This is a genomic window from Pararoseomonas baculiformis (assembly GCF_017813395.1).
Taxonomy (GTDB): domain Bacteria; phylum Pseudomonadota; class Alphaproteobacteria; order Acetobacterales; family Acetobacteraceae; genus Roseomonas; species Roseomonas baculiformis.
Window position 1 is genome coordinate 106,000 of sequence record NZ_JAGIZB010000013.1, and the last position, 26,970, is coordinate 132,969.

The 26,970-nt window shown below is 69.7% G+C and carries 26 protein-coding genes and 1 tRNA gene; 8 read left to right on the forward strand and 19 right to left on the reverse strand.

Annotation, left to right across the window (positions count from 1 at the left end):
• Window positions 1-23 precede the first annotated feature (23 nt).
• From J8J14_RS14845 to J8J14_RS14855, 3 genes are all read right to left on the reverse strand, one after another.
• Window positions 24-1,511, reverse strand: coding sequence for an ATP-binding protein (locus J8J14_RS14845; protein WP_209380312.1), 1,488 nt, complete (start codon window positions 1,509-1,511; stop codon window positions 24-26).
• 94 nt (window positions 1,512-1,605) lie between these two features.
• Window positions 1,606-2,163 carry a hypothetical protein gene (locus tag J8J14_RS14850; protein WP_209380313.1) on the reverse strand — a complete coding sequence of 186 codons (558 nt, stop codon included), beginning with the start codon at window positions 2,161-2,163 and terminating at the stop codon, window positions 1,606-1,608.
• Window positions 2,160-3,944, reverse strand: coding sequence for an ATP-binding protein (locus J8J14_RS14855; protein WP_209380314.1), 1,785 nt, complete (start codon window positions 3,942-3,944; stop codon window positions 2,160-2,162). Before J8J14_RS14855 ends, J8J14_RS14850 begins: the two co-directional genes overlap by 4 nt.
• 105 nt (window positions 3,945-4,049) lie before the next feature.
• Between J8J14_RS14855 and J8J14_RS14860 the strand changes: the two genes are divergently transcribed.
• Window positions 4,050-5,531, forward strand: a complete 1,482-nt coding sequence (locus J8J14_RS14860; RefSeq protein WP_209380315.1) for an amidohydrolase family protein — start codon at window positions 4,050-4,052, stop codon at window positions 5,529-5,531.
• Window positions 5,532-5,591: 60 nt separating this feature from the next.
• Here the strand turns inward: J8J14_RS14860 and J8J14_RS14865 are convergent, their stop codons facing one another.
• The 3 genes from J8J14_RS14865 to J8J14_RS14875 all read right to left on the reverse strand — a co-directional run bounded on the left by J8J14_RS14865 (window position 5,592) and on the right by J8J14_RS14875 (window position 8,708).
• A complete protein-coding gene (locus J8J14_RS14865) occupies window positions 5,592-7,922 on the reverse strand; it encodes a xanthine dehydrogenase family protein molybdopterin-binding subunit (protein ID WP_209380316.1) in 2,331 nt (776 codons plus the stop codon).
• 69 nt (window positions 7,923-7,991) lie between these two features.
• Window positions 7,992-8,405 (reverse strand): DUF3775 domain-containing protein, encoded by a 414-nt coding sequence (locus tag J8J14_RS14870; RefSeq protein WP_209380317.1) that lies wholly within the window; start codon window positions 8,403-8,405, stop codon window positions 7,992-7,994.
• A gap of 36 nt (window positions 8,406-8,441) precedes the next feature.
• Window positions 8,442-8,708 (reverse strand): hypothetical protein, encoded by a 267-nt coding sequence (locus J8J14_RS14875; protein ID WP_209380318.1) that lies wholly within the window; start codon window positions 8,706-8,708, stop codon window positions 8,442-8,444.
• Window positions 8,709-8,844: 136 nt separating this feature from the next.
• Here J8J14_RS14875 and J8J14_RS14880 point away from each other — a divergent pair, with 136 nt between their 5' ends.
• Complete coding sequence (locus J8J14_RS14880) at window positions 8,845-9,585, forward strand: SDR family oxidoreductase (protein ID WP_209380319.1); 741 nt, start codon at window positions 8,845-8,847, stop codon at window positions 9,583-9,585.
• 65 nt (window positions 9,586-9,650) lie between these two features.
• Here J8J14_RS14880 and J8J14_RS14885 read toward each other — a convergent pair whose 3' ends face one another.
• The gene (locus J8J14_RS14885) at window positions 9,651-10,694 is read right to left on the reverse strand and encodes a polyprenyl synthetase family protein (RefSeq protein ID WP_456307522.1); all 1,044 of its coding nucleotides are present in this window, start codon (window positions 10,692-10,694) and stop codon (window positions 9,651-9,653) included.
• A 93-nt stretch (window positions 10,695-10,787) separates the two neighbouring features.
• On the opposite strand from J8J14_RS14885, the gene J8J14_RS14890 reads away from it, so the two are divergent.
• On the forward strand, window positions 10,788-11,006 hold the full coding sequence (locus J8J14_RS14890) for a putative signal transducing protein (protein WP_245215799.1): 219 nt from the start codon (window positions 10,788-10,790) through the stop codon (window positions 11,004-11,006).
• Window positions 10,991-11,740, forward strand: coding sequence for a tRNA1(Val) (adenine(37)-N6)-methyltransferase (locus J8J14_RS14895; protein WP_209380320.1), 750 nt, complete (start codon window positions 10,991-10,993; stop codon window positions 11,738-11,740). The genes J8J14_RS14890 and J8J14_RS14895 overlap by 16 nt, the downstream gene beginning before the upstream one ends.
• 99 nt (window positions 11,741-11,839) lie before the next feature.
• Here the strand turns inward: J8J14_RS14895 and J8J14_RS14900 are convergent, their stop codons facing one another.
• The 6 genes from J8J14_RS14900 to J8J14_RS14925 form a co-directional block, all read right to left on the reverse strand.
• Complete coding sequence (locus J8J14_RS14900) at window positions 11,840-12,115, reverse strand: hypothetical protein (RefSeq protein WP_209380321.1); 276 nt, start codon at window positions 12,113-12,115, stop codon at window positions 11,840-11,842.
• Between the two features lie 244 nt (window positions 12,116-12,359).
• Window positions 12,360-13,427, reverse strand: a complete 1,068-nt coding sequence (locus J8J14_RS14905) for a ribonucleotide-diphosphate reductase subunit beta (RefSeq protein WP_209380322.1) — start codon at window positions 13,425-13,427, stop codon at window positions 12,360-12,362.
• Window positions 13,428-13,546: 119 nt separating this feature from the next.
• Window positions 13,547-15,403, reverse strand: coding sequence for a ribonucleoside-diphosphate reductase subunit alpha (locus J8J14_RS14910; RefSeq protein WP_209380323.1), 1,857 nt, complete (start codon window positions 15,401-15,403; stop codon window positions 13,547-13,549).
• A 298-nt stretch (window positions 15,404-15,701) separates the two neighbouring features.
• On the reverse strand, window positions 15,702-16,715 hold the full coding sequence (locus tag J8J14_RS14915; protein ID WP_209380324.1) for an amino acid ABC transporter substrate-binding protein: 1,014 nt from the start codon (window positions 16,713-16,715) through the stop codon (window positions 15,702-15,704).
• Between the two features lie 108 nt (window positions 16,716-16,823).
• Window positions 16,824-17,615: a VOC family protein gene (locus tag J8J14_RS14920; RefSeq protein ID WP_209380325.1), complete on the reverse strand. Its 792-nt coding sequence runs from the start codon at window positions 17,613-17,615 to the stop codon at window positions 16,824-16,826.
• A complete protein-coding gene (locus J8J14_RS14925; RefSeq protein ID WP_209380326.1) occupies window positions 17,608-17,961 on the reverse strand; it encodes a DUF1428 domain-containing protein in 354 nt (117 codons plus the stop codon). Before J8J14_RS14925 ends, J8J14_RS14920 begins: the two co-directional genes overlap by 8 nt.
• 76 nt (window positions 17,962-18,037) lie before the next feature.
• Here J8J14_RS14925 and J8J14_RS14930 point away from each other — a divergent pair, with 76 nt between their 5' ends.
• Window positions 18,038-18,490, forward strand: a complete 453-nt coding sequence (locus tag J8J14_RS14930) for a MarR family winged helix-turn-helix transcriptional regulator (RefSeq protein WP_209380327.1) — start codon at window positions 18,038-18,040, stop codon at window positions 18,488-18,490.
• A gap of 10 nt (window positions 18,491-18,500) precedes the next feature.
• Here the strand turns inward: J8J14_RS14930 and guaA are convergent, their stop codons facing one another.
• Genes guaA through J8J14_RS14945 form a run of 3 tightly spaced genes read right to left on the reverse strand, consistent with a single transcriptional unit; the run spans window position 18,501 to window position 22,024 of the window.
• Complete coding sequence (gene guaA / locus J8J14_RS14935) at window positions 18,501-20,096, reverse strand: glutamine-hydrolyzing GMP synthase (protein ID WP_209380328.1); 1,596 nt, start codon at window positions 20,094-20,096, stop codon at window positions 18,501-18,503.
• A gap of 30 nt (window positions 20,097-20,126) precedes the next feature.
• Window positions 20,127-20,690: a GNAT family N-acetyltransferase gene (locus tag J8J14_RS14940; protein ID WP_209380329.1), complete on the reverse strand. Its 564-nt coding sequence runs from the start codon at window positions 20,688-20,690 to the stop codon at window positions 20,127-20,129.
• 26 nt (window positions 20,691-20,716) lie between these two features.
• On the reverse strand, window positions 20,717-22,024 hold the full coding sequence (locus tag J8J14_RS14945) for an RsmB/NOP family class I SAM-dependent RNA methyltransferase (protein ID WP_209380330.1): 1,308 nt from the start codon (window positions 22,022-22,024) through the stop codon (window positions 20,717-20,719).
• A gap of 191 nt (window positions 22,025-22,215) precedes the next feature.
• Here J8J14_RS14945 and J8J14_RS14950 point away from each other — a divergent pair, with 191 nt between their 5' ends.
• Complete coding sequence (locus tag J8J14_RS14950) at window positions 22,216-22,557, forward strand: hypothetical protein (protein WP_209380331.1); 342 nt, start codon at window positions 22,216-22,218, stop codon at window positions 22,555-22,557.
• A gap of 52 nt (window positions 22,558-22,609) precedes the next feature.
• Here J8J14_RS14950 and guaB read toward each other — a convergent pair whose 3' ends face one another.
• The 3 genes from guaB to J8J14_RS14965 form a co-directional block, all read right to left on the reverse strand.
• Complete coding sequence (gene guaB, locus J8J14_RS14955) at window positions 22,610-24,106, reverse strand: IMP dehydrogenase (RefSeq protein ID WP_209380332.1); 1,497 nt, start codon at window positions 24,104-24,106, stop codon at window positions 22,610-22,612.
• A 124-nt stretch (window positions 24,107-24,230) separates the two neighbouring features.
• Window positions 24,231-24,929: an RlmE family RNA methyltransferase gene (locus J8J14_RS14960; RefSeq protein WP_209380333.1), complete on the reverse strand. Its 699-nt coding sequence runs from the start codon at window positions 24,927-24,929 to the stop codon at window positions 24,231-24,233.
• Between the two features lie 19 nt (window positions 24,930-24,948).
• Window positions 24,949-26,019 carry a Ppx/GppA phosphatase family protein gene (locus J8J14_RS14965; protein WP_209380334.1) on the reverse strand — a complete coding sequence of 357 codons (1,071 nt, stop codon included), beginning with the start codon at window positions 26,017-26,019 and terminating at the stop codon, window positions 24,949-24,951.
• 123 nt (window positions 26,020-26,142) lie between these two features.
• Here J8J14_RS14965 and J8J14_RS14970 point away from each other — a divergent pair.
• A tRNA-Gln gene (locus J8J14_RS14970) sits at window positions 26,143-26,216 on the forward strand.
• A 155-nt stretch (window positions 26,217-26,371) separates the two neighbouring features.
• Entirely contained in the window at window positions 26,372-26,764 is a 393-nt protein-coding gene (locus J8J14_RS14975; protein ID WP_209380335.1) for a hypothetical protein, read from the forward strand.
• Window positions 26,765-26,970 lie beyond the last annotated feature (206 nt).

Genomic DNA, 26,970 nt, shown 5'->3' on the forward strand with positions numbered 1-26,970 from the left:
GTTCCGGCGCCCGCAGGCGCCATTCAGGCCGCTGCCGGATCGCCCGGTGCCGTTTCCCAGGCCAGCCCGACCAGGGCAACGATGCGCCTGCCACCCGCGGCCGGGCGCTGCACAATCAGCCCTTGCTCCTCGATCCAGGTGAGAAGGCGCCGCGCACGCCCGGCGGAGCGGCTGCCATAAGCCCGCGCGATGGCGGTGTCGGATGGGCAGGGCAGCCCCTGGCGCGCGGCATGGGCGAGCAGGAGGAACACGCCCTGGGTGTCCTCGGGCAGCCCCTCGGCGCGGGCCGCGGCTTCCGGCCAGGCCGGATCATTCGCGGCTTCCGGGGGAACCCCGGCGCGGGCCACGGCGAGCATGCGGCGGAAGGCCGGCAGCTCCGGCGGCTTCCCGGCAACGGCATGGATCCGGAGCCGCACGAGCAGATCCTGGTAAAGCACGCCGATCGGGCGGAAGGCCGCGTCCTCCTCGGCCAGCATGTCGTGCAGGATGGCGCGCGTCCGAGCCTCCCGCTCCGCGACCTCTTCCGCGGAGGGCTCGGGCTCGGCGGGCCGGGCGGCGGCCGGGCGGGGGCCGGAGGACGCCTGGGCAAGCTGGGCCAGGATGTCCTGTGGCGGCGCGGCTGGCGGACGGCGTTCGCGCCGGGGCAGCGCCACCGGGTCCGGCGCGGCCAGGATCAGCTCCCGCGCCTCCTCGGGCGCCGTCTGCGGCAGGGGCGTCAGGGAAGGTCCGCTGCCGCGGCTCTGCGTCTCCACCGCGCCGATCCGGATGGCCAGGGGGCGGCGGGCGAGCGCCGGGCCCAGGCCGATGAAATGGCCGCGCTGCAGGTCCCGGAACTGCTCGGCCTGCCGCCGCTCCATGCCCAGGAGATCGGCGGCGCGGGCCATGTCGATGTCCAGGAAGGTGCGGCCCATGAGGAAGTTGGAGGCTTCCGCCGCCACGTTCTTCGCCAGCTTCGCCAGGCGCTGGGTCGCGATGATCCCGGCCAGGCCGCGCTTGCGGCCGCGGCACATCAGGTCGGTCATGGCGGAGAGGGCGGCGCGGCGGGCATCGTCCGAGGTGTCGCCGCCCGCGGCGGGGGCGAAGAGCTGGGCCTCGTCCACCACAACCAGCATCGGGGTCCAGTGGTCGCGCTCCGCGTCGAACAACCCGTTGAGGAAGGCGGCGGCATGGCGAAGCTGGCGGTCCACCTCCAGCCCTTCCAGGTTCAGCACGACCGAGACGCGGTGCCGGCGCACGCGGTCCCCTGCGGCGGTCATCGCGTCCTCGGTATGGGCGGCGGCATCGATGACCAGGTGCCCGAAACGGTCGGCCAGGGAGGTGAAGTCGCCTTCCGGGTCGATCACGGCCTGCTGCACCCAGGGCGCGGATTGCTCCATCAGGCGGCGCAGGAGATGCGACTTGCCGCTTCCCGAATTTCCCTGGACCAGGAGGCGGGTGGCGAGAAGCTCCTCCAGGTCCATCATCCCGGGCACACCCGTATTCGTGCGTCCCAGCTCGATACCGATCGTCATGCCCCTCTCCGCCCGCACGCCCGCAGTGCGGGGCCGGTCCCTATAGCGGATCGGGCCGGGCTGTGCAGGCCGGAGAGATGGCCGACAGTGCCCCTCAGCTCTCGTCGCCGGGTTCGCGGGCCGCGGGCGGCGGCGCGCTTTCCGCGGGCCGCGCCGCGCAGGCATACCAGTCCCGCCCGGAGACGCCGGAATCCGGAAGCACGAGGGCTGGGGCGGAGACGCCCGCGCCGCGGAGCCTGAGCGTGCCTCCGCCGAGCAGGTCGCGCAGCCGGCCATGGCCCGCCTCGCCGGGTGGCAGGGAGGCGGAGGCCACGCGCCGCCCGTTGGTCCGGCCGGGCAGCTCCCAGCTGCCGCCATCGCCGCGGAATGCCAGCCGGACCGGCCGGCCGGCTGGCAGGCTCCGCCCCGGCGCGGTGACGGAGAGATTCGCCGGCTGGCCAGCGCTAGCCGTGATTCCCAGCGTCATGTCCCGGTGCGCCACCCGTGCCGTGCAGCGGCCCCCGGCGATGCCGAAGGACCAGGCGCCCTCCACTTCGCTCGGCACAGCCTGGGCCGGCCGCGCCGGGGCGCGGGAGACAGGCCGCACAGGCGCCGGCGCCGCCTGGCAGGCCGCGACCCCGAGCAGCAGCAGGAGCGACCACGCGCGGGTCATGGGGCCGCCTCTCCGACGGTGAAATGGCGCCAGGCGCTTGCCGTGTAGCGGCTGGAGGCACGCGATACGGTCAGCACGCGCCAGGCATATCGGCCGGGCCGGTCGATCCCGATCTGCTGGCGGTCGCCCGCCTCGGCATAGGCGGCGAAGACCTCCCGCAATCCGCTCTCCTCTCCAGGCATCACCACCTCCACGAAGCAACAATCCGGGCGTGCTTCGCCGGGAACGCTCCATGAAAGGGTAAGGCTGCGGGCGCCGCCGTCCCAGCGGATCACGGCACCTTCCGCCGGGCCCGTGAGAATGGCGGGCTCCGGCCCGGCCGGCACGGCTTCCTGTGCGGCGGGCGGGCGGCTTTCGGGCGCGGCGGCCGTGCCGGGCAGGCCAAGTTCGACGGTCCCCGGCCGCGGCAGCGTGGCACCGGCCGGGCTGAGCCGCGGCGCGGCCCCAACAAGTTCCGCCCCGCCGAGATGCTGGATCCGGAGCGCCGCCGCGCGATCCTCGCGGAAGAAGTAGCTCAGCACGGGCCGCGCGGGGGCGTTCGCGATCGGGAAAGGCACACCGACAGCAAGCCCGGCCCGGCCCAGCTCGGAGGAGAGCGCCGCCGCGCGCTGCGCGGCGCCCGGCGCGGCGCGGGGATAGGTGACGACGACCCGCACCATCGCGCCGGCGGGCAAGGCTGGCACGGTGCCCGCCTCCCCGCGCCCTGCCCCATCGGCCACCGCCGCCGGAGCCTCAGATGCGCCGACGGGCATGCTGACCGCTTCGCCATCGGGCGTGGCATCTCCTCTCGGGGGAGCGGGTGCAGCCTCGGCACCGCTGCGCTCCGTGGACGAGCCGAGCGTGGCCGCCTGCGTTTGGTTCGCCCGGGATCCGGCAGGTGCGGGCCGCTCGACCTGCCCCTGCAGGCCAACCCAGGCGATGCCGCCGCCGATCACGACCGCCGCCACAGCAGCGAGCAGGCGGCGATGGCTGCGCGGGGAAGCCGCGACGGCCTCGGCACCGCCGGGTTCCGGGGCTGCAGGCGGAGGATCGGGAGGAAGCGGCGCGGCTGCCGCTTCGAGCACGGGCTTCTCGGCCGGCGCCTGCTCCACCGATCCTCCCGGCTCCGGCCCGGCGGCCGCGTCGGGAATGGCGTCAGCTCCGGCCATGTCCATGCGCAACGCCGCGGCCTCGCGGACATGCTCCGGGCTCACCGCGCGCGATCCCGCCATATCGGCCATCAGGAAGCTGGAACCGATCAGCAGGTTCAGCAGGCGCGGAATGCGGCCGGACGCATCGGCGAGAGCGGCGACCGACTCCTGGGTCAACCTTTCCTGCTCGAGCCCCATGCCGGCGGTCCGCGCGGCGACATAGGCGGGGATGTCGGCGGGCTGCAGCGGCCTGAGCTCGACCACCTGGTCTGGCGGGATCCCAAGGCGCGCGGCGAGGACAGGAAGGCCGGCCAGCACTGCGAAGCCGGTGTCACGGCTGAGCAGCTGTTCCAGCGCGGCATCGTCCAGCCGGTCTGCCTCGTCGATCAGCAGCACCTGGGCAGCCAGCGCCGCCTCCGTCCACTCGACGCATTCCAGACGGTCCACCTGGAAATCGGGCGACCGCAGCGCCTCCTCGATCTCCCGCAGGAGACGGCTCTTTCCAACGCCCGGCGGCCCGACAAGGGCGAGGAGGTGCTCGCCCGCAGCGAAGCCCGCGAGGATCTCGCGCCGGGCGGCCGTCCAGGCGGCGTGCGGCACCGGAGGCGCGCTGCCCGCGCCAGGGGGAATCGTGATCGGCCCAGCCACCATGTTGTTCTATGTGACCGAAGGTTGGTGCGCCCACAATGCTCGTCGGGCCGGCCCGGCGCGCGGTCGCCGGGGCGCGATGCTGCTGCGCGCTGCTATGCTGGGCGGATGAAACGAGTCCTGATCACCGGCGCCCGCGTCCTTTCGGCCGACGCGCTCTCCGCTCCCTTCACGGACCTCCTCTTGGACGGGGACCGCATCGCCGCCCTGCTGCCGCCCGGAACGGCAGTGGAGGATGCCGCGCTCCACGATGCGGCCGGCCGGCTGGTCATCCCCGGCCTGGTGAACGGCCATACGCATGGCCATGGCGGACTTTCGAAGGGCATGGGGGACAAGTGGGACCTGGCCCTGCTGCTCACCCATGCGGCCTGGATCGGCGGGCACCGGGGGCTGGAGGACAAGCGGCTGGCCACCACGCTGACAGCGGTGGAAATGCTGCGGAAAGGCTGCACGGCGGGCTATGACCTCGCCTTCGAGTTTCCCGGCCCTTCGGTGGAAGGGCTGGAAGCCATGGCCGGTGCCTATGAGGCCGTGGGCCTGCGCGCGGTGCTGGCGCCGATGGTGGCGGACCTGACCTTCTTCCAGGCGACGCCGGGGCTGATCCAGGCGCTGCCGGCGGAATACCAGGCGCGGGCCGCGGCCATGTCCATGGCCAGGGCCGACGACATCCTCTCCACGATCCATGCCGCGGCGAAGTCCTGGCGCGGCGGCATGGTGCGGCTGGGCTGCGCCCCCACCATCCCCCTGCATTGCTCCGACGATTTCCTGGAGGGCTGCCGCGAACTCTCGGCCGAGCATGGCCTGCCCATGCAGACCCATGTCGCGGAGGCGCGCTACCAGGCCGGCGGCGGGGAGCTTCGCTACGGCTCAACCCTGCTTGCCCATATGGACCGGCTTGGATTGGTGAATGAGCGTTTCAGCGTGGCGCATGGTGTCTGGCTGACCGACGCCGATCTTGCCCTTCTGGCCGGGCGCGGCGCCGGGCTTTCGCATAATCCCGGATCGAACATGCGGCTGGCCTCCGGAATTGCGCCCGCCCGCGCGGCGATCCGCGCGGGGGTGACGGTGGGGCTTGGCACGGATGGCTCCGGCTCCTCGGACAACCAGAACATGTTCGAGGCGATGCGCCTGGCCGCCTTCGCGTCCCGGCTCTGGGAGGATGCCGGCGAGGATGAGTGGCTTGGCACCGCCGAGACGGTGCGTCTTGCAACGGAGGGTTCGGCGAAACTTCTTGGACTGGATGCGGGGGTTATCGCACCGGGGAAGCTGGCGGATCTGGTCTTCCTCGACCTGCACCACGTGAACTGGGCACCCTTCAACGACGCGGCGAACCAGCTCGTTTTCACCGAGGATGGTTCCGCCGTGCGGGAGGTGATGGTGGGCGGCGCGTGGAAGCTGCGTGATGGCCGCGTGCTGGGCGTGGACGAGGCCGCGCTGGCGCGGCAGGCCCAGGAAGCGGCGGATCGGCTGGCCGGGCTGAATGCAGGCATGCGGGAATGGAGCATGGCCGTGGCACCGCATGTGGCCTGCCATTGCCGCGCCCTCGGCCGCCGCTTCACCGGAGCGAAGCGGCTGCTGGAGGCGCGCTGAACCTTCCCCGGGCGGCTCCGCGGCCCGCGCCCCAGCCCAGATCGGGGCGGCGGGGCGGTGTTACGCCGCCCGTGCGGCTTCACCCTGGCGGATCGCGCGCCACACCTTTTCCGGCGTCAGCGGCATGTCGAGATGGGCGACGCCCAGCGCGTCGCAGACGGCCGAGACGATGGCGGGCGGCGCGCCGCAGGCTCCCCCCTCCCCCGCGCCCTTCACGCCGAGCTCGTTGGTCGGGGTCGGCACGATGTTGAGGGCCAGGTCGAAGCCGCAGGCGTCGCCGGCGCGCGGCATGCAGTAGTCCTGAAAGGTGCTGGTGAGGAACTGGCCGCTTTCCGGATCGTAGCGCGCCTCCTCCATCAGCGCCTGGCCGATGCCGGTCATGATGCCGCCATGCATCTGCCCGTGGACCAGCATGGGATTGATGACCTTGCCCACATCATCCACGGCGGCGTAGCGGACGAGCTCGACGCGCCCGGTCTCGGGGTCGATCTCCACCTCGGCGACATGGCACCCGTTGGGGAAGTTGCACTCCGTGTCGCGCGTGTAGGTCAGCGCCTCATCGAGGCCGGGCGCCTCTCCCGCTGGCAACTGCGCCGGATCCTGGGCTGCGGCGATGACGCGGGACCAGTCCAGGCCAAGATCCGTGCCGGCGACGCGGAACCGCCCGTTCTCCAGTTCCACATCCTCCGGCGAGGCTTCCAGGAGATGGGCCGCGATCCGGCGGGCCTTCGCCACCACGGCATCGCTGGCGCGCAGCACCGCCACCCCGCCCATCTGGGAGGAGCGGGAGCCGCCCGTTCCCGTGCCTTTCTCGACCGCGTCCGTGTCGCCCTGGATGAAGCGGATCTTCTCTGGGTCCAGGCCGAGCCGTTCGGCCACGATCTGCGCGAAAGCCGTCTCATGCCCCTGGCCGTGGCTGAAGGTGCCGACGCGGATTTCCGCATCGCCCTCGGGGGTCATGGAAAGGCGGGCCCATTCGCTGGTCAGCCCGCCCGAGGCCTCGATGAAATAGCCCAGCCCGATGCCGCGCAGCCTGCCGCGTGCCCGCGCCGCGGCATGCCGGGCGGGGAAGCCGTGCCAATCGGCGATGCGCAGGGCCATGGCCTGGGTTTCCGGGAAGTCACCGCTGTCGATCAGGTTCCCGACCGTGTTGCGATAGGGCATCTGCTCCGGCCGCACATAGTTGCGGCGGCGGATCTCGTCCCGCCCGATGCCGAAGGCCAGCGCGGCCTTGTCGAAGAGGCGCTCCATCACATAGGCGGTCTCCGGGCGGCCGGCGCCACGGAAGCTGTCGGTCGGCACGGTGTTGGTGAAGACGCAGCGCACCTGGTTGTGGATGGCCTGCACGTCATAGACCGTGCCCATCACCCGTGCTCCGCCAGTGGTGGGGATGCGCGGTCCCATGTCCTGCAGGTAGGCGCCCATGCCCGCGATGGTGCGGATGCGGACGCCGAGGCACCTGCCATTCCCGTCCAGCGCCATTTCCGCATGGGTCACCTGGTCGCGCCCATGCGGGTCAGACTGGAAGGTTTCGGTGCGGCCGGCGAGCCACTTCACGGGGCGGCCGAGACGCCTGGCGGCCCAGAGGACCATGACGTTCTCGGGCACCAGCTTGCCGCGCACGCCGAAGCCGCCGCCCACATCGGGGGAGACGACCCGGATCATCTCGGGCGGCACGCCGAAGGCATGCTTCGCCAGGTTGTCCCGGATGCGGTGCGCCCCCTGGCTCGGCCCGTGGAAGAGGTAGCGGCCCGTGGCGGCGTCCCACTCGCCCAGCGCGACGCGGGGCTCCATGGGGTTGGCAACCATGCGGTTGTTCACGAGATCCACCGAGACGGCGCGCTGCGCGCGGGCGAAGGCCGCGTCCGTCTCCTCCGCACGGCCGCTGTCCCAGGTGACGGCCGTGTTGTCCGGGCATTCCGGCCAGATGGCGGGGGCACCCTGCGCCACGGCGCCGGCCGTGTCCACGATGGCGGGGAGCGGCTCGTACTCCACCTCCACCAGCTCCGCCGCATCGAGTGCCTGCTGGCGCGTCCCGGCGACAATCAACGCGACCGGATCGCCGACGAAGCGCACCCGCTCGGTCTGCAGCACCTCGCGCTTCGGATCGAAGAGGGGCCGGTCCTTGCCGGGCACGTCGAACAGGGTGGGCAGGCGGCCGATGCCGTCCGCGGCGGCGTCATGGCCCGTGAGGACCAGCAGGACGCCCGGCGCCGCCCGCGCCGCTTCAGTGCCGATGGAGAGGATGCGGGCATGCGCATGGGGGGAACGCAGGATCACGGCCTGGGCGCAGCCCGGCGGGTCCATGTCGTCCGTGTAGCGGCCGCGCCCGGTGAGAAGGCGCACGTCTTCGCGCCGCCGCACCGGCTGGCCGATCCCGTATTTCTCCATCCCGCTTTCCCCCGTCTTGCTTGCCGCAGAGAGTATAGCGGTGGCCGGGCGGGGGTAAGCGGGAGCGGCCTAGCGGGCGACTTCCTCGATCGAGTAGCCGAAGGCCGCGACGCCCTCGGAGAGGTAGTCGCCGAAGAGTTCCATGTTCGTCAGGTACTCGGCCGCGCTGCCGTCCTCGTTCCGCTCCTTCGCCAGGCGGAGGGTCTCCTCCCATTCGGAGGTGTCATAGTCGCCACGGCCGATCCAGGTGAGCGCGATCAGCGCCGCCTGCTCATCCTCGTTCAGCTCGTTGATCAGGCCCTTCAGCGTGTCGGCCATGGCATCCGGGTCGATCTCGTCGGGGACCTCCGGATCCTGCACATCCTCGTTGGTGGCCTCCTCCTCGAGCTCGCCCACGCCGCGCGCGGCGTCGATGATCCCCGCGAGTGTCGTGAGGCTGACGACGAGATCCACCTCATCATCCGGGTCCGGCCTGTCGCTCATCTCTCCTGCCCCTCTCCTGGCTTCGCCACGCTCGGCCTATTCCTCGCGCCGCTCGATCATGCGGCGCCCGCGGATCGGCGAGATGTCCACCGGCCCGCCGAGAGCCTGGGCAAGCTCCGACCGGTCCCCGGCCTGGAACTCGCCGGGCGATACGGGCTCGTCGGCCGTTCCGGCCGCCGGGTCCTCCCCGCGCTCCGGCCCCATGCGGCCATGGGCCTGGCGCCGCGCGCGCGGATTGTCCTGGATCGGGTCCACGCCATTGGCCGTGGCGTCCATGGGATCGCGTTCCGGCTTGTCGCTCATCTTCGGCCTCCGCTCCTGGTCCTCGACAACGCGACCTTTCAACGGCAGTTGCCGCCCGCCCATGCGCGAGGGAGCCTTGCCAGGGCGGGGCACCCGAAGCAGGCTCCGCGCCGTGAACACCGAAGGGGGAAATGCCATGGCGGATCGCTACGCCGTCGTCACCGGGGCAGGGACGGGAATCGGGCGGGCGGCGGCCCAGGCCCTGCTGGCCGATGGATGGACGGTGGCTGTGATCGGACGCCGGATGGATCCGCTGCAGGAGACCATCGCGGGCCAGGCGCGCGGATTGGCCATCGCCGCGGATGTGGGCGAGCGCGACCAGGTGGAGGCCGCCTTCGCCCAGGTGAAGGAGCGCTTCGGGCGGCTGGACCTTCTGTTCAACAACGCGGGTCGCGGCGCCCCGGCCGTTGATTTCGATGAACTGCCCCATGAGGACTGGCGCGGGGTGGTCGCGGCCAATCTGGATGGAAGCTTCTACTGCGCCCAGGCCGCGTACCGGATCATGAAGCACCAGTCACCCAGGGGTGGGCGGATCATCAACAACGGTTCGATCAGCGCCCATGCGCCCCGCCCCGGGGCGGCCGCCTATACGGCCACCAAGCACGCCGTGACCGGGCTGACGAAGCAGATCGCGCTGGATGGCCGCAAGCACGACATCACTGCCAGCCAGATCGACATCGGCAACGCGGCCACGCCGATGACGGAGCGCATGACCCGCGGCGTGATGCAGCCCGATGGGTCCATGATGGTGGAGCCCCGGATGGATGTTGCGCATGTCGGCCGGACGGTGGCCCACATGGCCTCCTTGCCCCTCGACGCGAACATCCCCTTCCTGACCATCATGGCCACGAAGATGCCCTGGCTCGGCCGGGGCTGAACGGCCGGCAACCGGACCCGGGGGAGCGGCGCCTCCCCCGCGGGGGAGCGGCGCCTCCCCCGGTGCTACCGCGCCCGGGCGATGCAGAACTCCACGATCCCGGCCAGCGCACGGCGCTCCTCGCCATCGGGGAAGATGGACAGCGCGTCCAGCGCCCTGGCGCCATATTCGCGGGCCCGCTCGATGGTCGCCTGGAGCGTGCCGCGGGACTGCATGAGGGCGATGGCCTTTTCCAGGTCTCCGTCGGCCTGGTCCCGCTCCTCCAGCACGCGCCGCCAGAAGACCTGCTCCTCCTCCGCGGCGGAGTTGAAGGCGAGGAGCACGGGCAGGGTGATCTTTCCCTCCCGGAAGTCGTCGCCCACCGTCTTGCCCAGGGCTGCCTGACTGGCCGAGTAGTCCAGGGCATCATCCACCAGCTGGAAGGCCACGCCGAGGGTGCGGCCATACTCGCGCAGCGCCTCGGCTTCGGCCTGCGGGCGCTCCGCCACAACGGCACCGACCTCCGTGGCGGCGGCGAAGAGGGCGGCGGTCTTGCCCTCGATCACCTGCAGGTACTGCTCTTCGGTGGTGGCGGTGTCGTTCTGCGTGACGAGCTGCAGCACCTCGCCCTCCGCGATGGTGGCCGAGGCGGTGGCCAGGATGTCCAGCACCCGCAGCGAGCCGTCCGCCACCATGATCTGGAAGGCACGTGCGAACAGGAAGTCGCCCACCAGCACGCTCGGCTTGTTGCCGAACACCGCATTGGCGCTCGGGGCGCCGCGGCGGAGGGCGCTTTCATCCACCACGTCATCATGCAGCAGGGTGGCCGTGTGGATGAACTCCACGCAGGCCGCGAGCGCGACATGGCGCTGCCCCTGATGGCCACAGAGCCTTGCGGCGGCGAGAGTGAGGAGCGGGCGGATCCGCTTGCCGCCCGCCGCCACGAGATGGGCGGCAAGCTGCGGGATCAGCGCCACGGGGCTCTGCATCCGCTCCACGATCAGGCGGTTGCAGGCTTCGAGATCGTCCCGGACGAGCGCCGTGAGGGTTTCGAGCGCCTGTTCGGGGTCGCGGGTGCCGGACGCCACCTTGGTGGGCGTGGCGGAGACGGGCGCGGTGGTGGCGCTCACGCGGGCATTGACCTGTCCATGGGGGGCGGCACCATAACGGGGGGGTGCCCGGGCAGCAACGGCCCCCACCCATCTGCCTCATGACGGAGTGCCATGATCCGCGTCCTGCTCTCCGAGGGCGATCCGATTCGCCTGGGCTTCCTTCAGGCGCTGCTGCGCGATGGGGGGCTGCGGCCGCTCCTGCTGGATGCGCATATCAGCGCCGTCGAAGGCCGGATCGGAGCCTTTCCGCAGCGCCTGGCTGTGCCGGAGGAGGAGGAACTCGCCGCAATCCGCATCCTCCGCGAGGCGGGCGAATGGACGGAGCGCTGACCGGTCCCGTCCACACCCTGCTGGATGGGCAGGTGCGGCTGAGGCAGCCGGCAAAGGGGCTTCGGGCAGGGCTTGATGCGGTGATGCTGGCCGCTTCCGTCGCGGCCCGCCCCGGCGACACCGTGCTGGACGCCGGTTGCGGTCCGGGCGGTGTGTTCCTTTGCGTCCTCGCGCGATGCCCCGGGGCGCGCGTGGTGGCCGTGGAGCGCGATCCGGCGCTGGCCGAACTGGCACGGGAGAATGCCGCCCTCAATGGCTGGGCGCACCGGGTGGAGGTTCTGACCGGCGATGTGGCGGACCCGGCCCTTCGCACCGCCCTTCCCCGCTGCGAACACGCGGTGAGCAACCCGCCTTACTGGCCGGGCGGCACGGCTCCGCCCGAGCCGATCCGCGCCGGCGCGACCCATGGCGGCGAGACCGGGCTTGTGCCCTGGGCGCGGCTGCTGGGCGCGGTGCTGGGGAGGGCCGGCCGGGCCAGCCTTGTCCTGCCGGCGGCGCGGCTCGATGACGGCGTGCTGGCCTTCCGGAAGGCCGGGCTGGGAGGGATCGAAGTGATGCCGTTCTGGCCGCGTGCCGGGCGCCCGGCCAAGCGCGTGCTGCTGCGGGCCCGGCATGCGCCGCGGGCGCCGCTGACCTTGCTGCCCGGCCTGACACTGCACGGCCCCGACGGATGGACCGTGGAGGCCGACAAGATTCTCAAAGGGGGCGGGCTACATTGGGGCGAAGGACCGTAGGACGGTGTCCCTTGCCGATGCTGGCATCGACTTCCCCGGCCCGCGGCGGTTCGGTCCTACCCGGGCGGTCCGGTGCACCCACCGGAGCCTTATCGGTCCTCAGGCTTCCTTATCCGGATGGCGGAGAAGCCAGAGCCGCTCATGGGCGGCGACCAGGCTTTCCATGTTCTTGCGGCGGTTCGTATCGGGGGAGGTGACGCGCCGCGTGATCATCATCTCGAGGATGCGGAGCATCTCCTCCGCCACCTCGTAGTCGCCTTGGTCGCAGGCATGATGGAAGGCGATCAGGATCTTGTCCGTCAGCCGGCGGGTGTGCCTCGGCGCGGCGGGAGGACGCCCGGCCTGCTTTGTCCCCTCTGGCTCATCCGCAGCCATGCAGCTTGCAACCTCCCAACCCGATCAGATCGGCGCCCTTGCAGGCAGCGACTCCCTCCGAGAGGGAACAGGCGGTCACCATAGCGAGCGAAATTGTTATCGTGAACGGGGCTGACCTACTTCACCCCCCATCCAATGCGGCAGCGTTGCAGCTTAGACGCAGTTAATGTTACCCCAAGGCAACAGGTTGGAAGAGCAGTGCTGGTAGGAAGGGGCGGCTGGCAGGCAGCCGCCCCCTGCCATTTCAGTGGCGCGGCGCCTCGCCCAGGAGGATCTCGCCCTGTGGCTGGGGAGAGCCGTTAAAGGCGTGGTCCGCGAAGGCCTCTTCCCAGGTCCCTTCGGTCGAGGCACGGGAATACTCCGTCGCCCGGTTCTCGAAGAAATTGGTGTGCTCGACGGCGTTGAGCATCTCGTCCAGCCAGGGAAGCGGGTTCTTCTCGATGTGGTAGAGCGGTTCGAGACCGAGCTGCTGCAGGCGCCTGTCAGCGATGAAGCGGATATACTGCTTCGTCTGCTCCGCATCGAGGCCCTCGACGCCGCCCATGCTGAAGGCGAGGTCGATGAAGGCGTCCTCATGGTCCACGATGGTGGCGCAGATCAGGTAGAGGTCGCGGCGCAGTTCCTCGGTCCAGATCTCCGGGTTCTCCTGCACGAAGGTGCGGAAGAGGCGGATGACGGAGAGGCAGTGCAGCGTCTCGTCGCGGACCGACCAGGAGACGATCTGGCCCATCCCCTTCATCTTGTTGTGCCGCGGGAAGTTCATGAGGATGGCGAAGGAGGCGAAGAGCTGCAGCCCCTCGGTGAAGGCACCGAAGGCGGCGAGGGTCTTCGCGATCTCGGTCTTACTTTCGACCGAGAAGTTCTGCATGTAGTCGTACTTGTCCTTCATCTCCTTGTATTTGAGGAAGGCCGAGTACTCGAGTTCCGGCATGCCAATCGTATCGAGCAGATGGCTGTAGGCCGCGATATGAATCGTCTCGATGTTGGAGAAGGCCGACAGCATCATGAGCACTTCCGTCGGCTTGAACACCTGGGAATAGTGCTTCATGTAGCAGTTGTTCACCTCGACATCCGCCTGGGTGAAGAAGCGGAAGATCTGCGTCAGCAGGTTCTTCTCGCCCGGCGTGAGGTTCTTCTGCCAGTCCTTCACGTCATCGGCCATCGGGACTTCTTCCGGCAGCCAGTGCAGGCGCTGCTGGGTCAGCCAGGCGTCATAGGCCCAGGGATAGCGGAAGGGCTTGTAGACCGGGTTGGAGGTCAGGAGGTCGAACTGCACGGGCAGTTCGTCGGGGGATACGGCGCCGTCGGGCATGGCGACTTTCCTGCTGGGCTTGAGACAAGGGTGCAGCGTCACCGGCGGGCAGCGCACCCCGCCGGTTCTGGACGAGATAGCGACCGCCGGCTCCGGCGGTCGAATCACGTCAGGTTACGTCACTGGCAGGCGAGGCATTCCTCGTAGTTGGTGCTCTCGGCCGGAGCGGCGGCGACCAGCGGCAGCGGCGCGACGACGGCATTCGCGGCCAGTCCGAGCTTGGGCTGGGCGGCGACCTTCTCGCTGATCGTGTCCGCGCGCTGGATGGACAGGCTGCGGCAGTAGTAGAGCGACTTCACGCCCTTCTTCCAGGCCTGGAAGTGGATCTGGTGGAGGTCCCGCTTGTGGATATTGGCGGGCAGGAAGACGTTCAGAGACTGGCTCTGGCAGATATAGGGCGTGCGGTCGGCCGCGTGCTCGATCACCCAGCGCTGGTCCAGCTCAAAGGCGGTCTTGAACACGTCCTTTTCCTGCTGGGTCAGGAAATCCAGGTGCTGCACCGAGCCCTTGGTGACGGTGATCGAGGTCCAGGTCTCGTCATCGTCGCGACCGTGACTGGCCAGGACCTTCTGCAGATACGGGTTGCGGACGATGTAGGAGCCGGACAGCGTCTTGTGGTTGTAGACATTGGCCGCGATGGGCTCGATGCCGGGGGACGCCCCGCCGCAGATGATGCTGATGCTGGCCGTAGGCGCGATGGCCATCTTGTTCGAGAAGCGCTCCATGATGCCGTATTCGGCGGCATCCGGGCAGGGCCCACGCTCAGCGGCCAGTTCCCGGCTCGCGGTATCGGCCTGGGCGCGGATGTGGCGGAACATCTTCATGTTCCAGACCTTCGCGATCACGCTCTCGAACGGGACGTTCTGCGCCTGCAGGAAGGAGTGGAAGCCCATCACGCCGAGGCCGACGGAGCGCTCGCGCATCGCGCTGTACTTCGCCTTCGCCATGGTGTCCGGCGCGGTGTCGATGAAGGACTGCAGCACATTGTCCAGGAAGCGCATAACATCCGGGATGAAGCGCGGCTCGTCCTTCCACTCGAACCAGGTCTCAAGGTTGAGGGAGGAGAGGCAGCACACCGCCGTGCGGTCGCGGCCGTGGTGGTCGCGCCCGGTGGGCAGCGTGATCTCGGAGCAGAGATTGGAGGTCTTCACCTCCAGCCCGGCCAGCTTGTGGTGCTCCGGAAGCTGCCGGTTCACATGGTCCGAATAGATGATGTAGGGCTCGCCCGTCTCGATCCGCGCGGTGAGGATGCGGATCCAGAGATGGCGGGCCGAAACCTTGCGGATCAGCGCCCCGTCCTTGGGGCTGGTGAAGGCCCATTCCTCATCGGCCTCGACCGCGCGCATGAAGGCATCCGAGATCAGTATGCCGTGGTGCAGGTTCAGCGCCTTGCGGTTCGGGTCGCCGCCGGTCGGGCGGCGGATCTCGATGAACTCCTCCACCTCGGGGTGGGAGATCGGGAGATAGACGGCGGCCGAGCCGCGCCGCAGCGAGCCCTGGGAGATGGCGAGGGTGAGGCTGTCCATGACGCGGATGAAGGGCACGACCCCGGAGGTCTTGCCGTTCATCCCGACCTTCTCGCCGATGGAGCGGAGGTTGCCCCAATAGGAACCGATGCCGCCGCCCTTGGAGGCGAGGGCGACATTCTCGTTCCAGAGCCCGACGATGGCGTCGAGGCTGTCATCCGCCTCGTTCAGGAAGCAGGAGATCGGCAGGCCGCGCTTCGTGCCGCCATTCGACAGCACCGGGGTGGCCGGCATGAACCAGAGCTTCGAGATGTAGTCGTAGATGCGCTGGGCATGCGCGGCATCATCGCCATAGGCGCTAGCGACCCGGGCGAAGAGGTCCTGGTAGGACTCGCCCGGGAGCAGATAGCGGTCGCTCAGCGTGTCCTTGCCGAACGCGGTCAGGAGGGAATCGCGCGAGCGATCAACCTTAACCTGGCCATGCCCTTCAAGCTGGATGGCGTCGAACATCGTACAGAAACCCCTGAATTCCCCCGGCGCGGAGGATGCCTCGACTAGGGTGATCCGCACAAGATATCGCGCGGCGCCGACTGAACGGGCGCTATATGTAGCGAGTTGCCGTGGCGTTTTCGTCACGCCCGGGCCAGTGGGCGGACGACTCGCGACATTTCAGCGAGTCGTCCCTCGTCCTTCAGCCCTTCACAAAACGGGAACAATTTTGTGAGGCTGAAGCCTCCCCGGAAACGCCGCTATCCACACGGTCCGGGGAGTGGTGCCGCCCGCCCGGGGCGGGCCTGCAGCACCCCCGTCAGCGCAGCGGCGGCGCGTATTGCAGCCCGCCCTTGGTCCAGAGCGCATTGATGCCGCGCTGGATGCCGAGGGGGGCGAGGTTGCGGTCCCAGACCTCCCCGAAATTGCCGACCTGGCGCACGATCTGGGCCGCCCAGTCATTGCTCATGCCCATTCCCTGCCCAATGTCGCCAACGCGACCCAGGAATCTCTGCACATCCGGGTTAGGATTATTGGTGAAGCTGTCGATGTTCTGGCTGGTGATACCCAGCTCCTCGGCTGTGACCATGGCGAAATGCGCCCAGCGCGCCATGTCGAAGAAGCGCCAGTCGCCCTTCCGTACGGCGACGCCCAGCGGCTCCTTGGAGATGATCTCAGGCAGCACCACGAAGCGGTTCGCGTTCTCGCCATGGCTGGCGCGGTAGGCCGCGAGGGCCGATGCGTCCGTGGAGTAGCTGTCGCAGCGGCCGGACAGGAAGGCGGCCCGCAGCTCCTCGATATTGTCCATCACCACCGGGGTGAAACGCATGTTGTGCGTGCGGAAGTAGTCCGCGACGTTCAGCTCGTTGGTGGTGCCGGGCAGGAGGCAGATCGTCGCCCCGTCCATCTGCCGGGCGGAGGTGATGCCGGAATCCGCCTTCACCAGGAATCCCTGGCCGTCATAGACATTGATGCTGGCGAAGGCGAGGCCGAGCGCCCCTTCGCGGGACATGCTCCAGGTTGTCACACGGGCCAGGGCGTCGATCTCGCCCGACTGGAGCATGGTGAAGCGCTGCGCGGTGCTGGCCGGTACGAAGCGCACCTTCTTCGCATCGCCCAGCACGGCGACCGCGATGGCGCGGCAGGCATCCACATCGATGCCCCGCCATTCGCCGCGGCTGTCCGGGGTGCCGAAGCCGGCTGAGTTCGGCGTGACGCCGCAGATGAGCTGCCCGCGGGCGCGGATGGCGGCGACCGTGTCGTTCGCTGGCTGGGCCAGCGCCGGCAGAGCGAGGAGCGCCGCCACCCCGGCGGCCAGGATTGTCCTGATCATGATCGTTTCCCCCAGGGAGTCGCCGGCCGGAAGAGGGCGGGCGGGGCCGTATCCTGGCCTCTCCCGGGCCCGCTTCCCAGGGGGTAGGTGTTCCCCTGCCCTTGCCGGTCAGGCCTTTCGTGGCCCGACCAGTCCGAAGGCTGCGCCCTGTGGATCGCTGGCGACGATGATGAAGGCGCCGCCCGGCACCTCGGCAGGCCCGTAATGGACGGTTCCGCCGCCCGCCCGGGTCCGTTCCGTGGCGGTGTCGATATCCTCCACGGCGAAATAGAAGGTCCACCGCGACCGCGGGCCGGAGGGCGGGCGGGTCATCATGGCGCCGAGCACGACCCCGCGATGATTGATGAAGCGGTATTCGCCCTGCTCGCCCATCGGCATGGCATCGCCTTTTTCCCAGCCGAAGCGTGCCTGGTAGAAGTCGAGCGCGGCGACTTGGTCGGTGGTGGAAAGCTCGTTCCAGCTGCAATGGCCCGGCCGCATGGGGGCGAAGGCGGTGCTCTCGCCCTCCTCCGCGCCGCGCATCACATAGAAGGACACTCCCTGCAGATCGGTGAGAAGGGCGAAGCGGCCGATGCCCGGTATGTCGGTCGGCGGCACATGCTGGCCCCCGCCCGCGCGCAACACCTCGGCCGCGGTCGCGTCCACATCCTCCGCGGCGATGTAGCCGAGCCATTGCGGCGGCATGCCGGCGGCCGCGGCATCGGGCGGTATGGACATGAGGCCGGCGACCTCGGCGTCAGCGGTCGCGAAGATGCTGTAGCCCGGAACGGCCCCGCCATCCCTCACCGCCCAGCCGAGCACGTTGCCATAGAAGGCGGAAGCGGCGCCGGTCTCGCTGGTCACCAGCTCGTACCAGATGAACTCGCCATGCGCGTTGCCCATCTTCGCGGCCTCAGACATCGAGGATCGGCGCGAAGCCGCCGAAGATCATGCGGCGCCCATCGAAGGGCATCTCGCCGGCCATGGCCTTCATGCGCGGGTCGTTCATCATCTTATGGTTCGCCGCGTCCCGCGCCGCCTTGGACGGGTATTCGATCCAGCTGAAGACGACGACCTCGTCTGCCTTCGCATCCACGGCGCGGCGGAAATCGGTGAGCTTGCCCTCGGGCACCTCGTCGCCCCAGCACTCGACCAGGCGGGTGGCGCCGAACTCCATGAAGAGCGGCGCGGCCTCCGCTGCGTGCCTCCGATAGGCTTCCCTGTTCGCGGCGGGCACGGCCACCACGAAGCCATCGACATAACCCATCCGGACTCTCCCTCTCCCCCGGGAGCGGTAGTGCCGCGCTCCTTGACTTTTATGTTGGTATCAACATATCTGGGCCATGTCAAACCGCGTTCCATATGAAGCCACGTTAAAGGTCCGTGACACCTGTCTCTGCCTGCATGCGCAGCGAGCGGCGCGCGCCCTCGCCCGCCGCTTCGACGATGCGCTGCGTCCCTGTGGCCTCAGCAATGGCCAGTTCTCGCTTCTGATGGCGCTTAACCGGCCGGAGCCGGCGAAGCCGGCACCGGTGGCGGCCCTTCTCGCGATGGATCGGACGACGCTGACCGCCGCGCTGAAGCCGCTGGAACGCGACGGCCTCGTGACCATTGAAACAGACCCGCAGGACCGGCGCGGCCGGCTGCTACGCCTGACCGAGAGGGGCCATGCGGTGCTTCTCTCGGCCCTGCCCATCTGGCAGGAGGTCCATGCGGCGATCGAGGCCGGGATCGAAACGGGGCTGCCGGGGCTGGAGCCCGACAGCCTCAGGGCGGCGATGAACGCCCTGCGCTAGGGCTAAGCCCTCACTCCCACTCGATCGTTCCGGGCGGCTTGCTCGTCACGTCATAGGTGACGCGGTTGATGCCGCGCACCTCGTTGACGATCCGGTTGGACACGCGGGAGAGGAAGGCGATGTCGAAGGGATATACATCGGCGGTCATCCCGTCCGTGCTCGTCACCGCGCGCAGAGCGCAGGCCTGGTCATAGGTGCGGCCATCGCCCATCACCCCCACGGTGCGGACGGGCAGCAGCACGACGAAGGCCTGCCAGATCGCGTCGTAGAGGCCGGAGTTGCGGATCTCTTCCAGGAAGATCGCGTCCGCCTTCTGCAGGATGGCCACCTTTTCGCGCGTCACCTCGCCAGGGATGCGGATGGCAAGGCCCGGACCCGGGAAGGGATGGCGGCCCACGATGTTCTCCGGAACGCCCAGCTCACGGCCGAGGGCGCGGACCTCGTCCTTGAACAGCTCCCGCAGCGGTTCGACGAGCTGCATCCGCATATGCTCGGGCAGGCCACCGACATTGTGGTGGGACTTGATCGTGACGGAGGGGCCGCCCGTGGCGGAGACGCTCTCGATCACATCTGGATAGAGCGTGCCCTGGGCGAGGAAATCGGCGCCGCCGAGCTTCGCCTGCTCCTCCTCGAACACCTCGACGAAGAGGCGGCCGATGGTCTTTCGCTTCAGCTCCGGATCGGTGACCCCCGCCAGGGCGCCGAGGAAAAGATCGCTCGCGTCCCGGTGGATGAGCTTGATGTTGAAGCGGTCACGGAAGGTGGAGACGACCTGCTCCGCCTCGCCGCCCCGCAGCAGCCCGTGATCGACGAAAATGCAGGTGAGCTGGTCGCCGATCGCCTCATGCAGCAGCACGGCGGCCACGGAGGAATCAACGCCGCCGGAGAGGCCGCAGACCACCTTGCCCGAACCGACCTTGGCGCGGATGCGGGCGATTTCCTCCTGCCGGAAGGCGCCCATGCTCCAGTCGCCCTTGGCGCCGCAGATGCGGCGGACGAAGTTCTTCAGCAGGGCATGGCCATGCGGCGTGTGCACCACCTCCGGATGGAACTGCACGCCGTAGAAGTGCCGCTTGTCATCGGCGATGGCGGCGAAAGGCGCCCCTTCCGAGGTGGCGACGACGCGGAAGCCGGGGGGAATGGCGGTGACGCGGTCGCCATGGCTCATCCAGACCTGCTCGCGCGCGCCCTTTTCCCACACGCCGTGGAACAGGTCGCAATCCTCCTGCACCTGCACGTGGGCGCGGCCGAATTCGCGGTGCTCGCCGGCCTCGACCTGGCCGCCGAGTTGGGCGCACATGGTCTGCTCACCATAGCAGATGCCCAGGATAGGCAGACCCATCTCGAACACCGCCTGAGGGGCGCGGGGGCTGGTGCCCTCGGTCACGCTCGCCGGGCCGCCGGAGAGGATGATGCCCATGGGATCAAAGGCCCGGATCCGGTCCTCATCGGCGGTGAAAGGCCAGATCTCGCAATAGACCCCCTCTTCCCGCAGCCGGCGCGCGATTAGCTGCGTGACCTGGCTTCCGAAATCGAGAATGAGCAGGCGCTGGTGTCGCTCGCTGCTCTGGAGGGTTTCGGAGGGGGGAGGAGTCGTGTCGGCCATGGCGGCCATCACCACAGAATGCGGCGCGCTTCAACCCTCTCCGAGCGCATCCCCCTCCCGCGTTGCCGCGGTGGCGTCCAGCAACAGGGTGATGGGATCCCAGAGAACCGCCGTCTGTTCCACCTGGTGCCCGCCGACGCAGATCATCTCCCGCCCCACCGGGCGGCCGCCCAGGCGACGGTAGAACCACCCGGCGCCATTGGCCGAGAGAACCCAGAGCATGGCGGAGCCGCAGCCGATCGCGGCCAGATGGGCCGCAGAGGCGCGCATCAGGCGCCTTCCGATGCCCTGGTCGCGCCAGTCCGGAAGAAGGTAGAGCGTCTCGATCTCGCCGGCCGCAATCCCCTCCCGCCGGGCCAGGGCGGCGGAGGCGAAGCCGATGATCCGGCCATCGGGCGTGCCGGCGACGAAGACCGCTTCCCCCCCGCGCCGCGCCAAAATGGCGCGGAGATAGCCCGCTGCGAGGCGCCGCTCGTTCAGCGAGGCGAGATAGGCATCGGGAAGGACCCCGGGATAGGCATCCTGCCAGGCGATGCGGTGAATGGCGCCGATGAGCGGCGCGTCCTCCGGCCGGGCCCTGCGGACCTGCACCATCGCCGCGCCGCCCGGGCCCGGAGAGGTCAGGACCGGCGTCGCAGCACGGCGGCGAAGAAGCCGTCCGTGCCATGGCTGTGCGGGGCCAGCGCCATATGCGCCCCCTCACCCGGTGCCGGGCCTTTCATGCCGGCTTCGGCCCAGGCCTCGGCGAGAGGCACGGTTTCAAAATCGGCATGCGTGTCGAGGAATTCGCGCACCTGCTCTTCATCCTCACCGGGTAGCACCGAGCAGGTAGCGTAGATCAGCTTTCCGCCGGGACGCACCAGGGTGGATGCCCGATCCAGGATGGCGCGCTGTTTCGTGATGAGTTCGCTGTAATCTTCAGGGGTGGTGCGCAGCCGTGCATCGGGGTTGCGGCGCCAGGTGCCCGTGCCGGTGCAGGGCGCATCCACCAGCACGCGGTCGAACTGGGCGGCGCGGCGTTTCACCCAGCGGTCGCCCGCCTCCAGCAGATGCGTCTCGGCGTTGTCCACCCCGGCCCGGCGCAGGCGCTTGGCTGCGCCGGTGAGCCGGGGAGCGGAAACGTCCAGCGCGGCGATCCGGCCGCGATTGCGCATGGTCGCGGCCATGGCCAGGGTCTTGCCCGCGGCGCCTGCGCAGTAATCCGCCACCTTCATGCCCGGCCGGGCATCCGCCAGAGCTGCGATCAGCTGGCTGCCCTCGTCCTGGATCTCCACCCAGCCCTCCTCGAAGGCGCGGGTGTTGAGGATCGGGCGCCGATCGGCCACGCGAAGGCCCCAGGGGGAATAGGGCGTCGGCTCGGTCGGGATGCCCTCCGCCGCGAGTGCCCGCGCCGCCTCCTCCCGGGTGCTGCGCAGGAGGTTCACGCGGAGATCCAGCGGGGCGCTCGTCTCCATCGCGGCCGCCGCCTCGGGAAGGCTCCCGCCAAAGCGGTTGCGAAGATCCTCCATCACCCAGCCCGGCAGGTTCAGCCGGGTGGCTTCATCCATGTCCGGATGGACGAGCGGCTGTCCTTCCAACCGCGCCAGGACGCGCCGCTCATCCGGGGAAAGACGGGGCTCCGCATAGCCCTCTCCGGTGAAGGCCGCATCGAGCCCGGCAAGCCGCCCGCCCTCCGCCAGCAGCATATGGGCGGCGATGAGAAGCCGCGCGGTGGGCGCCGCCCCGGCGCGGGCCAGATGCCAGTCGAGGCGCAGGCGCTCCCGCACCACGGCCCAGGCGCGCTCCGCAATGGCACGGCGGTCCCCGCCGCCGATGTAGCGGCGGGCGCGGAAGAAGTCGTTCGCGACGGCGTCGGCGGGGCGGCGGGGCGCGGCTTCCAGCTCCGCCAGCAGGGAGACGGCAGCAGCAAGGCGGGCGAGCGGGGTCATGGCATGCTTCCGGGCATCGGGGCGCGAGGCGCCAGCGGCGCGCCGGACAGGGATGGATTGGGCATGGGCGCTACATCGGCGGATGGAGGCCTTGCCGCAAGCACCCATTCCGCGCGGGTCCCATCCCCGCCGGGGACCGAATCTGTTACGCTGGAGGCATTCGTTGGGAACGCCAGGAAAGAAAGCTGCCGATGCGCCCTGCCATGCTCTTGCCGCTGATCGCCTTCGCCATGGCGGGTTGCGCGCAGTGGGAGAAGCCCGGCGCCACCCCGCAGATGCGCGACGCAACCCTCGCCCGCTGCGAGGCGGCCGCCTTCAACATGGCACGGCCCGAGAACATCACGGTGATGACGGACCGCGGCGGCTGGGTTCCGGGATCGCGCGAGTGCCGAGGCGAGGGCCCGAACCGCCGCTGCCGCGAGACGCAGGGCTATTACCGCGGCCCGAGCTACAGCACCCGCGACCAGAACGAGCCGGTGCGCGAGGCTTTTGTGGAGGATTGCATGCGCCGGGACGGGTGGGTGCTGCGCTAGGCAGCCCCCGCCCCTTGGCCCAGGCCGGGCCGGTTTCCCGGCCCGGAGTGCCCTACCCTTCCTGCCGGTAGTTCGGCGCCTCGCGGGTGATGGCCACGTCGTGGACATGGCTCTCCCGCAGGCCGGCGCCGGTGATGCGGCGGAAGCGGCAATTGCTCTGCATCTCGGCGATGGTGCCGTTGCCGGTGTAGCCCATGGCGGATTTCAGCCCGCCGACGAGCTGGTGGATGACATTGCCCACCGGCCCCTTGTAGCCGATGCGGCCTTCGATGCCCTCCGGCACCAGCTTGAGCTGGTCCTGGACCTCGGACTGGAAATAGCGGTCGGCCGAGCCCCGGGCCATGGCGCCCAGGCTGCCCATGCCGCGATAGGACTTGTAGGAGCGGCCCTGGTAGAGGAACACCTCGCCCGGCGCCTCGTCCGTGCCCGCGAAAAGGCTGCCCATCATCACGCAGTCCGCCCCGGCCGCGACGGCCTTCGCGATGTCGCCGGAGGTGCGGATGCCGCCATCGGCGATGGCGGGTACGTCGTGCTCCCGCGCGGCGGCGGCGCATTCCATCACCGCGGTGAGCTGGGGCACGCCGACGCCCGCCACGATGCGGGTCGTGCAGATCGAGCCCGGGCCGATGCCGATCTTCACCGCATCTGCCCCTGCCTGGATCAGCGCCTCCACGGCCTCTGGCGTCGCGACATTGCCGGCGATGATCTGCACGGAGTTGGAGAGGCGCTTGATCAGCTCCACCGACTTCAGCACGCCAGCCGAATGGCCATGGGCCGTGTCCACCACGATGATGTCCACATCGGCGGCCACCAGCGCCTCGGCCCGAAGGCGCCCATCCTCGCCGGTGCCGGTGGCGGCGGCCACGCGGAGGCGGCCCATTGAATCCTTCACCGCGTTCGGATTGGCCTGGGCCTTGTCCATGTCCTTTACCGTGATCAGGCCGACGCAGCGGCCCTTCTCATCGGTGACGAGCAGCTTCTCGATGCGGTGCTTGTGCAGCAGGGCGCGGGCCCGGTCCGGCGTGACATCGGCCGGCACGGTGACCAGGTTCTCGCGGGTCATCAGCTCGTAGACGCGCTGGCCCGGGTCGCTGGCGAAGCGGACGTCGCGGGAGGTGACGATGCCGACAAGGCGCCCGGTCTCCGGTTCCACCACGGGGATGCCGCTGATCCGGTGGTGCTCCTGCAGGGCGCGCACATCGGCCAGGGTCTGGTCCGGATGGATGGTGACGGGGTTCACCACCATGCCGCTTTCGAACTTCTTCACCCGGCGCACCTGGGCGGCCTGGTCTTCGATGGAGAGGTTCTTATGGATCACGCCGATGCCGCCGGCCTGGGCCATGGCGATCGCCATCGGTCCCTCGGTCACGGTGTCCATCGCGGCCGCGACGAGGGGGATGTTCAGCCCGATCTCACGGGTGATGCGGGTGCGTGTATCCGTCTGGCCGGGCAGGACCTTCGAGAAGGCCGGGACGAGCAGAACGTCGTCGAACGCGAAGGCTTCCTCGAAACGGGCGAGGAAGCGAGGCGGGGTGGTGTCGGGTGCCATTGGCGGGGGCCTCTCGGAACGGGGCGGCGCTGCCTTGGCGATCCCTCCTACGCTTGTTGCACCCCTGGCCGCAAGGCCGCGCCCATGACGATGGCGAGACGCTGATCCCCGCCCTCGGCTTGGGTCAGCCCGGCTGCTCATCCTTCTGCCCGCCCCGGAAGCCCTGGGCGACCACATACATCTCCGCGCTGTCCTTGCGGCTGGCCGGCGGCTTGGCGTGCCGAACCGAGGCGTAGTCCCGCTTCAGCCCGGCCAGCAGCTCACGCTCCGTGCCGCCCTGGAAAACCTTGGCCACGAAGGCTCCGCCTGGGGAGAGCACCTTCCGCGCGAAATCTGCGGCCAGTTCCACCAGGGCAAGAATCCGAAGGTGGTCCGTGGCGTTGTGCCCCGTGGTGTTGGGCGCGATATCCGAGATGACGAGGTCGGCCGGGCCGTCCAGTGCCTCAAGCACGGCCTGCTCCGCCGATTCCTCGTTGAAGTCGCCCTGCAGCACGATGGCGCCGGGGATCAGGTCCATCGGGAGGATGTCCAGGGCCACGACCTTGCCCTTCTCCCCCGTGCGCTTCACCGCCACCTGGGTCCAGCCGCCCGGGGCTGCGCCGAGGTCCACGATGCGCTGGTTGGGGCGGAAGAGCTTGAAGCGCTCATCCAGCTCGATGATCTTGAAGGCGGCGCGGGAGCGCAGTCCCTGCGCCCGGGCGGCCTGGACATAGGGGTCGTTCAGCTGCCGCTCCAGCCATTTCTGGCTGGCGGTGCTGCGGCCCTTGGCGGTGCGCAGCCTGGTGGAGAGGTTGCGCTGACCCGTCTTACGGGATTCGGTCACGGAATCGGTCCTAAAGGCTTCAGTTGCCGCGGCGGGCGCGGCGGCGCTCCCGCATCGCGCGGAGGAGCAGCCCCTCGCGCAGCCCGCGGTCGCAGACGGTGATGCCGGCAGCGGGCCAGACCTCACGGATGGCGGCGTAGATGGCGCATCCCGGGAGGACGAAATCAACCCTGTCCGGGCCGATGCAGGGATGCGCTGCCAGCCCCTCCCGGCCCATGCAGCGGAGCACTGCCAGGGCGCGGTCGGCGCAGGACATTTCGAGGTCATGCCCGTCGACGACGGCACGGTTGTATCGCGGCAGGTCGAGCGCGATGCCGGCCAGGGTGGTGACAGTGCCAGAGGTGCCCATCAGGCGCACCCCGCCGGCCCGCATCTCCTGGCGGATGCAATGCACGGCGTCGAAGGCCTCGAGCTTCTCGGCCACTTCCTCGACAACGCGGTCGAAGCCTTCCCCGCCGAAACAGGCGGCGCCATCCCGCTCCACCAGGGTGACCACGCCCAGCGGGACCGAGATCGTGCCGATGAGACGGGGGCGCTCAGCGTCATCGGTGCGGATCCAGGCGATTTCGGTCGAGCCACCGCCGATGTCGAACAGCAGGGCCCGCCGGTCCTGCGGCCGCAGGAGCGGGGCGCAGGATTCCATGGCCAGTTCCGCCTCCTCCCGCGCGGGGATGACGCGGATCGGGGCTCCCAACGCCTTCTCCGCTCGTTGGATGAAGCGGCGGCCGTTGGTCGCGCGGCGGCAGGCCTCAGTGGCAACGGCATGGACAGCCTGCACGGGACGACGGGCCAGCTTCTGGCCGCATGCTTCCAGCGCAGCCTCTGCCCGGTCCATTGCCGCGTCAGAGAGGGCGCCGGTGGAGCTCAGCCCTTCGCCGAGGCGGATGATGCGGCTGAAGCTGTCCAGCACTCGGAACCCCGACGGCCCGGAGGGGCTGGCCACCAGCAGCCGGCAATTGTTGGTACCGAGATCCAGCGCGGCAAACAGCGGAGCCCCGGTGGAGGGCCCTGCAGGGAGGGAGCTGGGCGGCGCCGGGGGAGCCTCCCCCCGCCTGCCACCCGGCGGCTGGGAGGCGTTCCGGGTCTGCATGGCATTCGAACAACGATGATCCGCCCGCAGATGGGGTGGAGCAAGTCCTTATTCCACAAAAACCTTCATGTGGCGGGTTGCGGCCCTCCGGGGAGGCGGCTATATCGCCGCCACGCCTGCCGTTGGGGAATAGTTTAACGGTAGAACTCCCGACTCTGACTCGGGCAGTCTTGGTTCGAATCCAGGTTCCCCAGCCAACCCTTCCCCAGGGTCTGGCAGATCAACAGCATAGCCTCGGACATCCAGCACTCTCGGCGCCAACCGGGCCAAATGGCCGGGTGTCGCACATGGGTGTCACACAAAGCTGTCACACCACGGTGCCCCCAGCCAAGCGGTCCTGACTGGGGATCCGATGAGGCACCACGCCCATATCCGGCGCCGGGGCAATTTGTGGTACTGGCGAAGGCGCCTGCCGGGGGCAGGCCGTGGGCGCTGCATCGACCTCTCCCTGGACGTCGAGGGCCGCGTCCCCGCCCGACACATGGGGGCCCTCATGGACGCCGCCTTCGAGCAGTTGCTGCACCAGGGTCCCGGCCCCCAGTCCTCTCCCGGGACAGAGGCTGCCGTGATGCGGGCCGTGCGGGACGAGGTGGTCCGGCGCTGCACCGAGGCCAGGCGCCGTCGCGGGCCCGACCCAGTCCTGCCCGGCCGCGCTCCCCTTGCGGAGGCCGCTCCGCCGAGCGAGGTGGCCGCGCCGCTCGCCGCCTTCCTGTCGGGCATACCGGACACCGACTGTAGCGGCTGAGTGAATTCTCCCCGGAAGTGCTGGCTGAAAATTCCCCAGTTCAGCGCGACTGCCCGTGCCCGGGGCGAGCCCCGGGCACGGGTGGCGCCGGCCATGCCCCAGGATGCCGACCGGCATCATGGGAGCAGCCCGGTGGTCACCCTTGGGGAGCTCGTCATGATCCTGGACCTCGCCCGGCAAGGCCTGAGCGTCTCGGCCATAGCCCG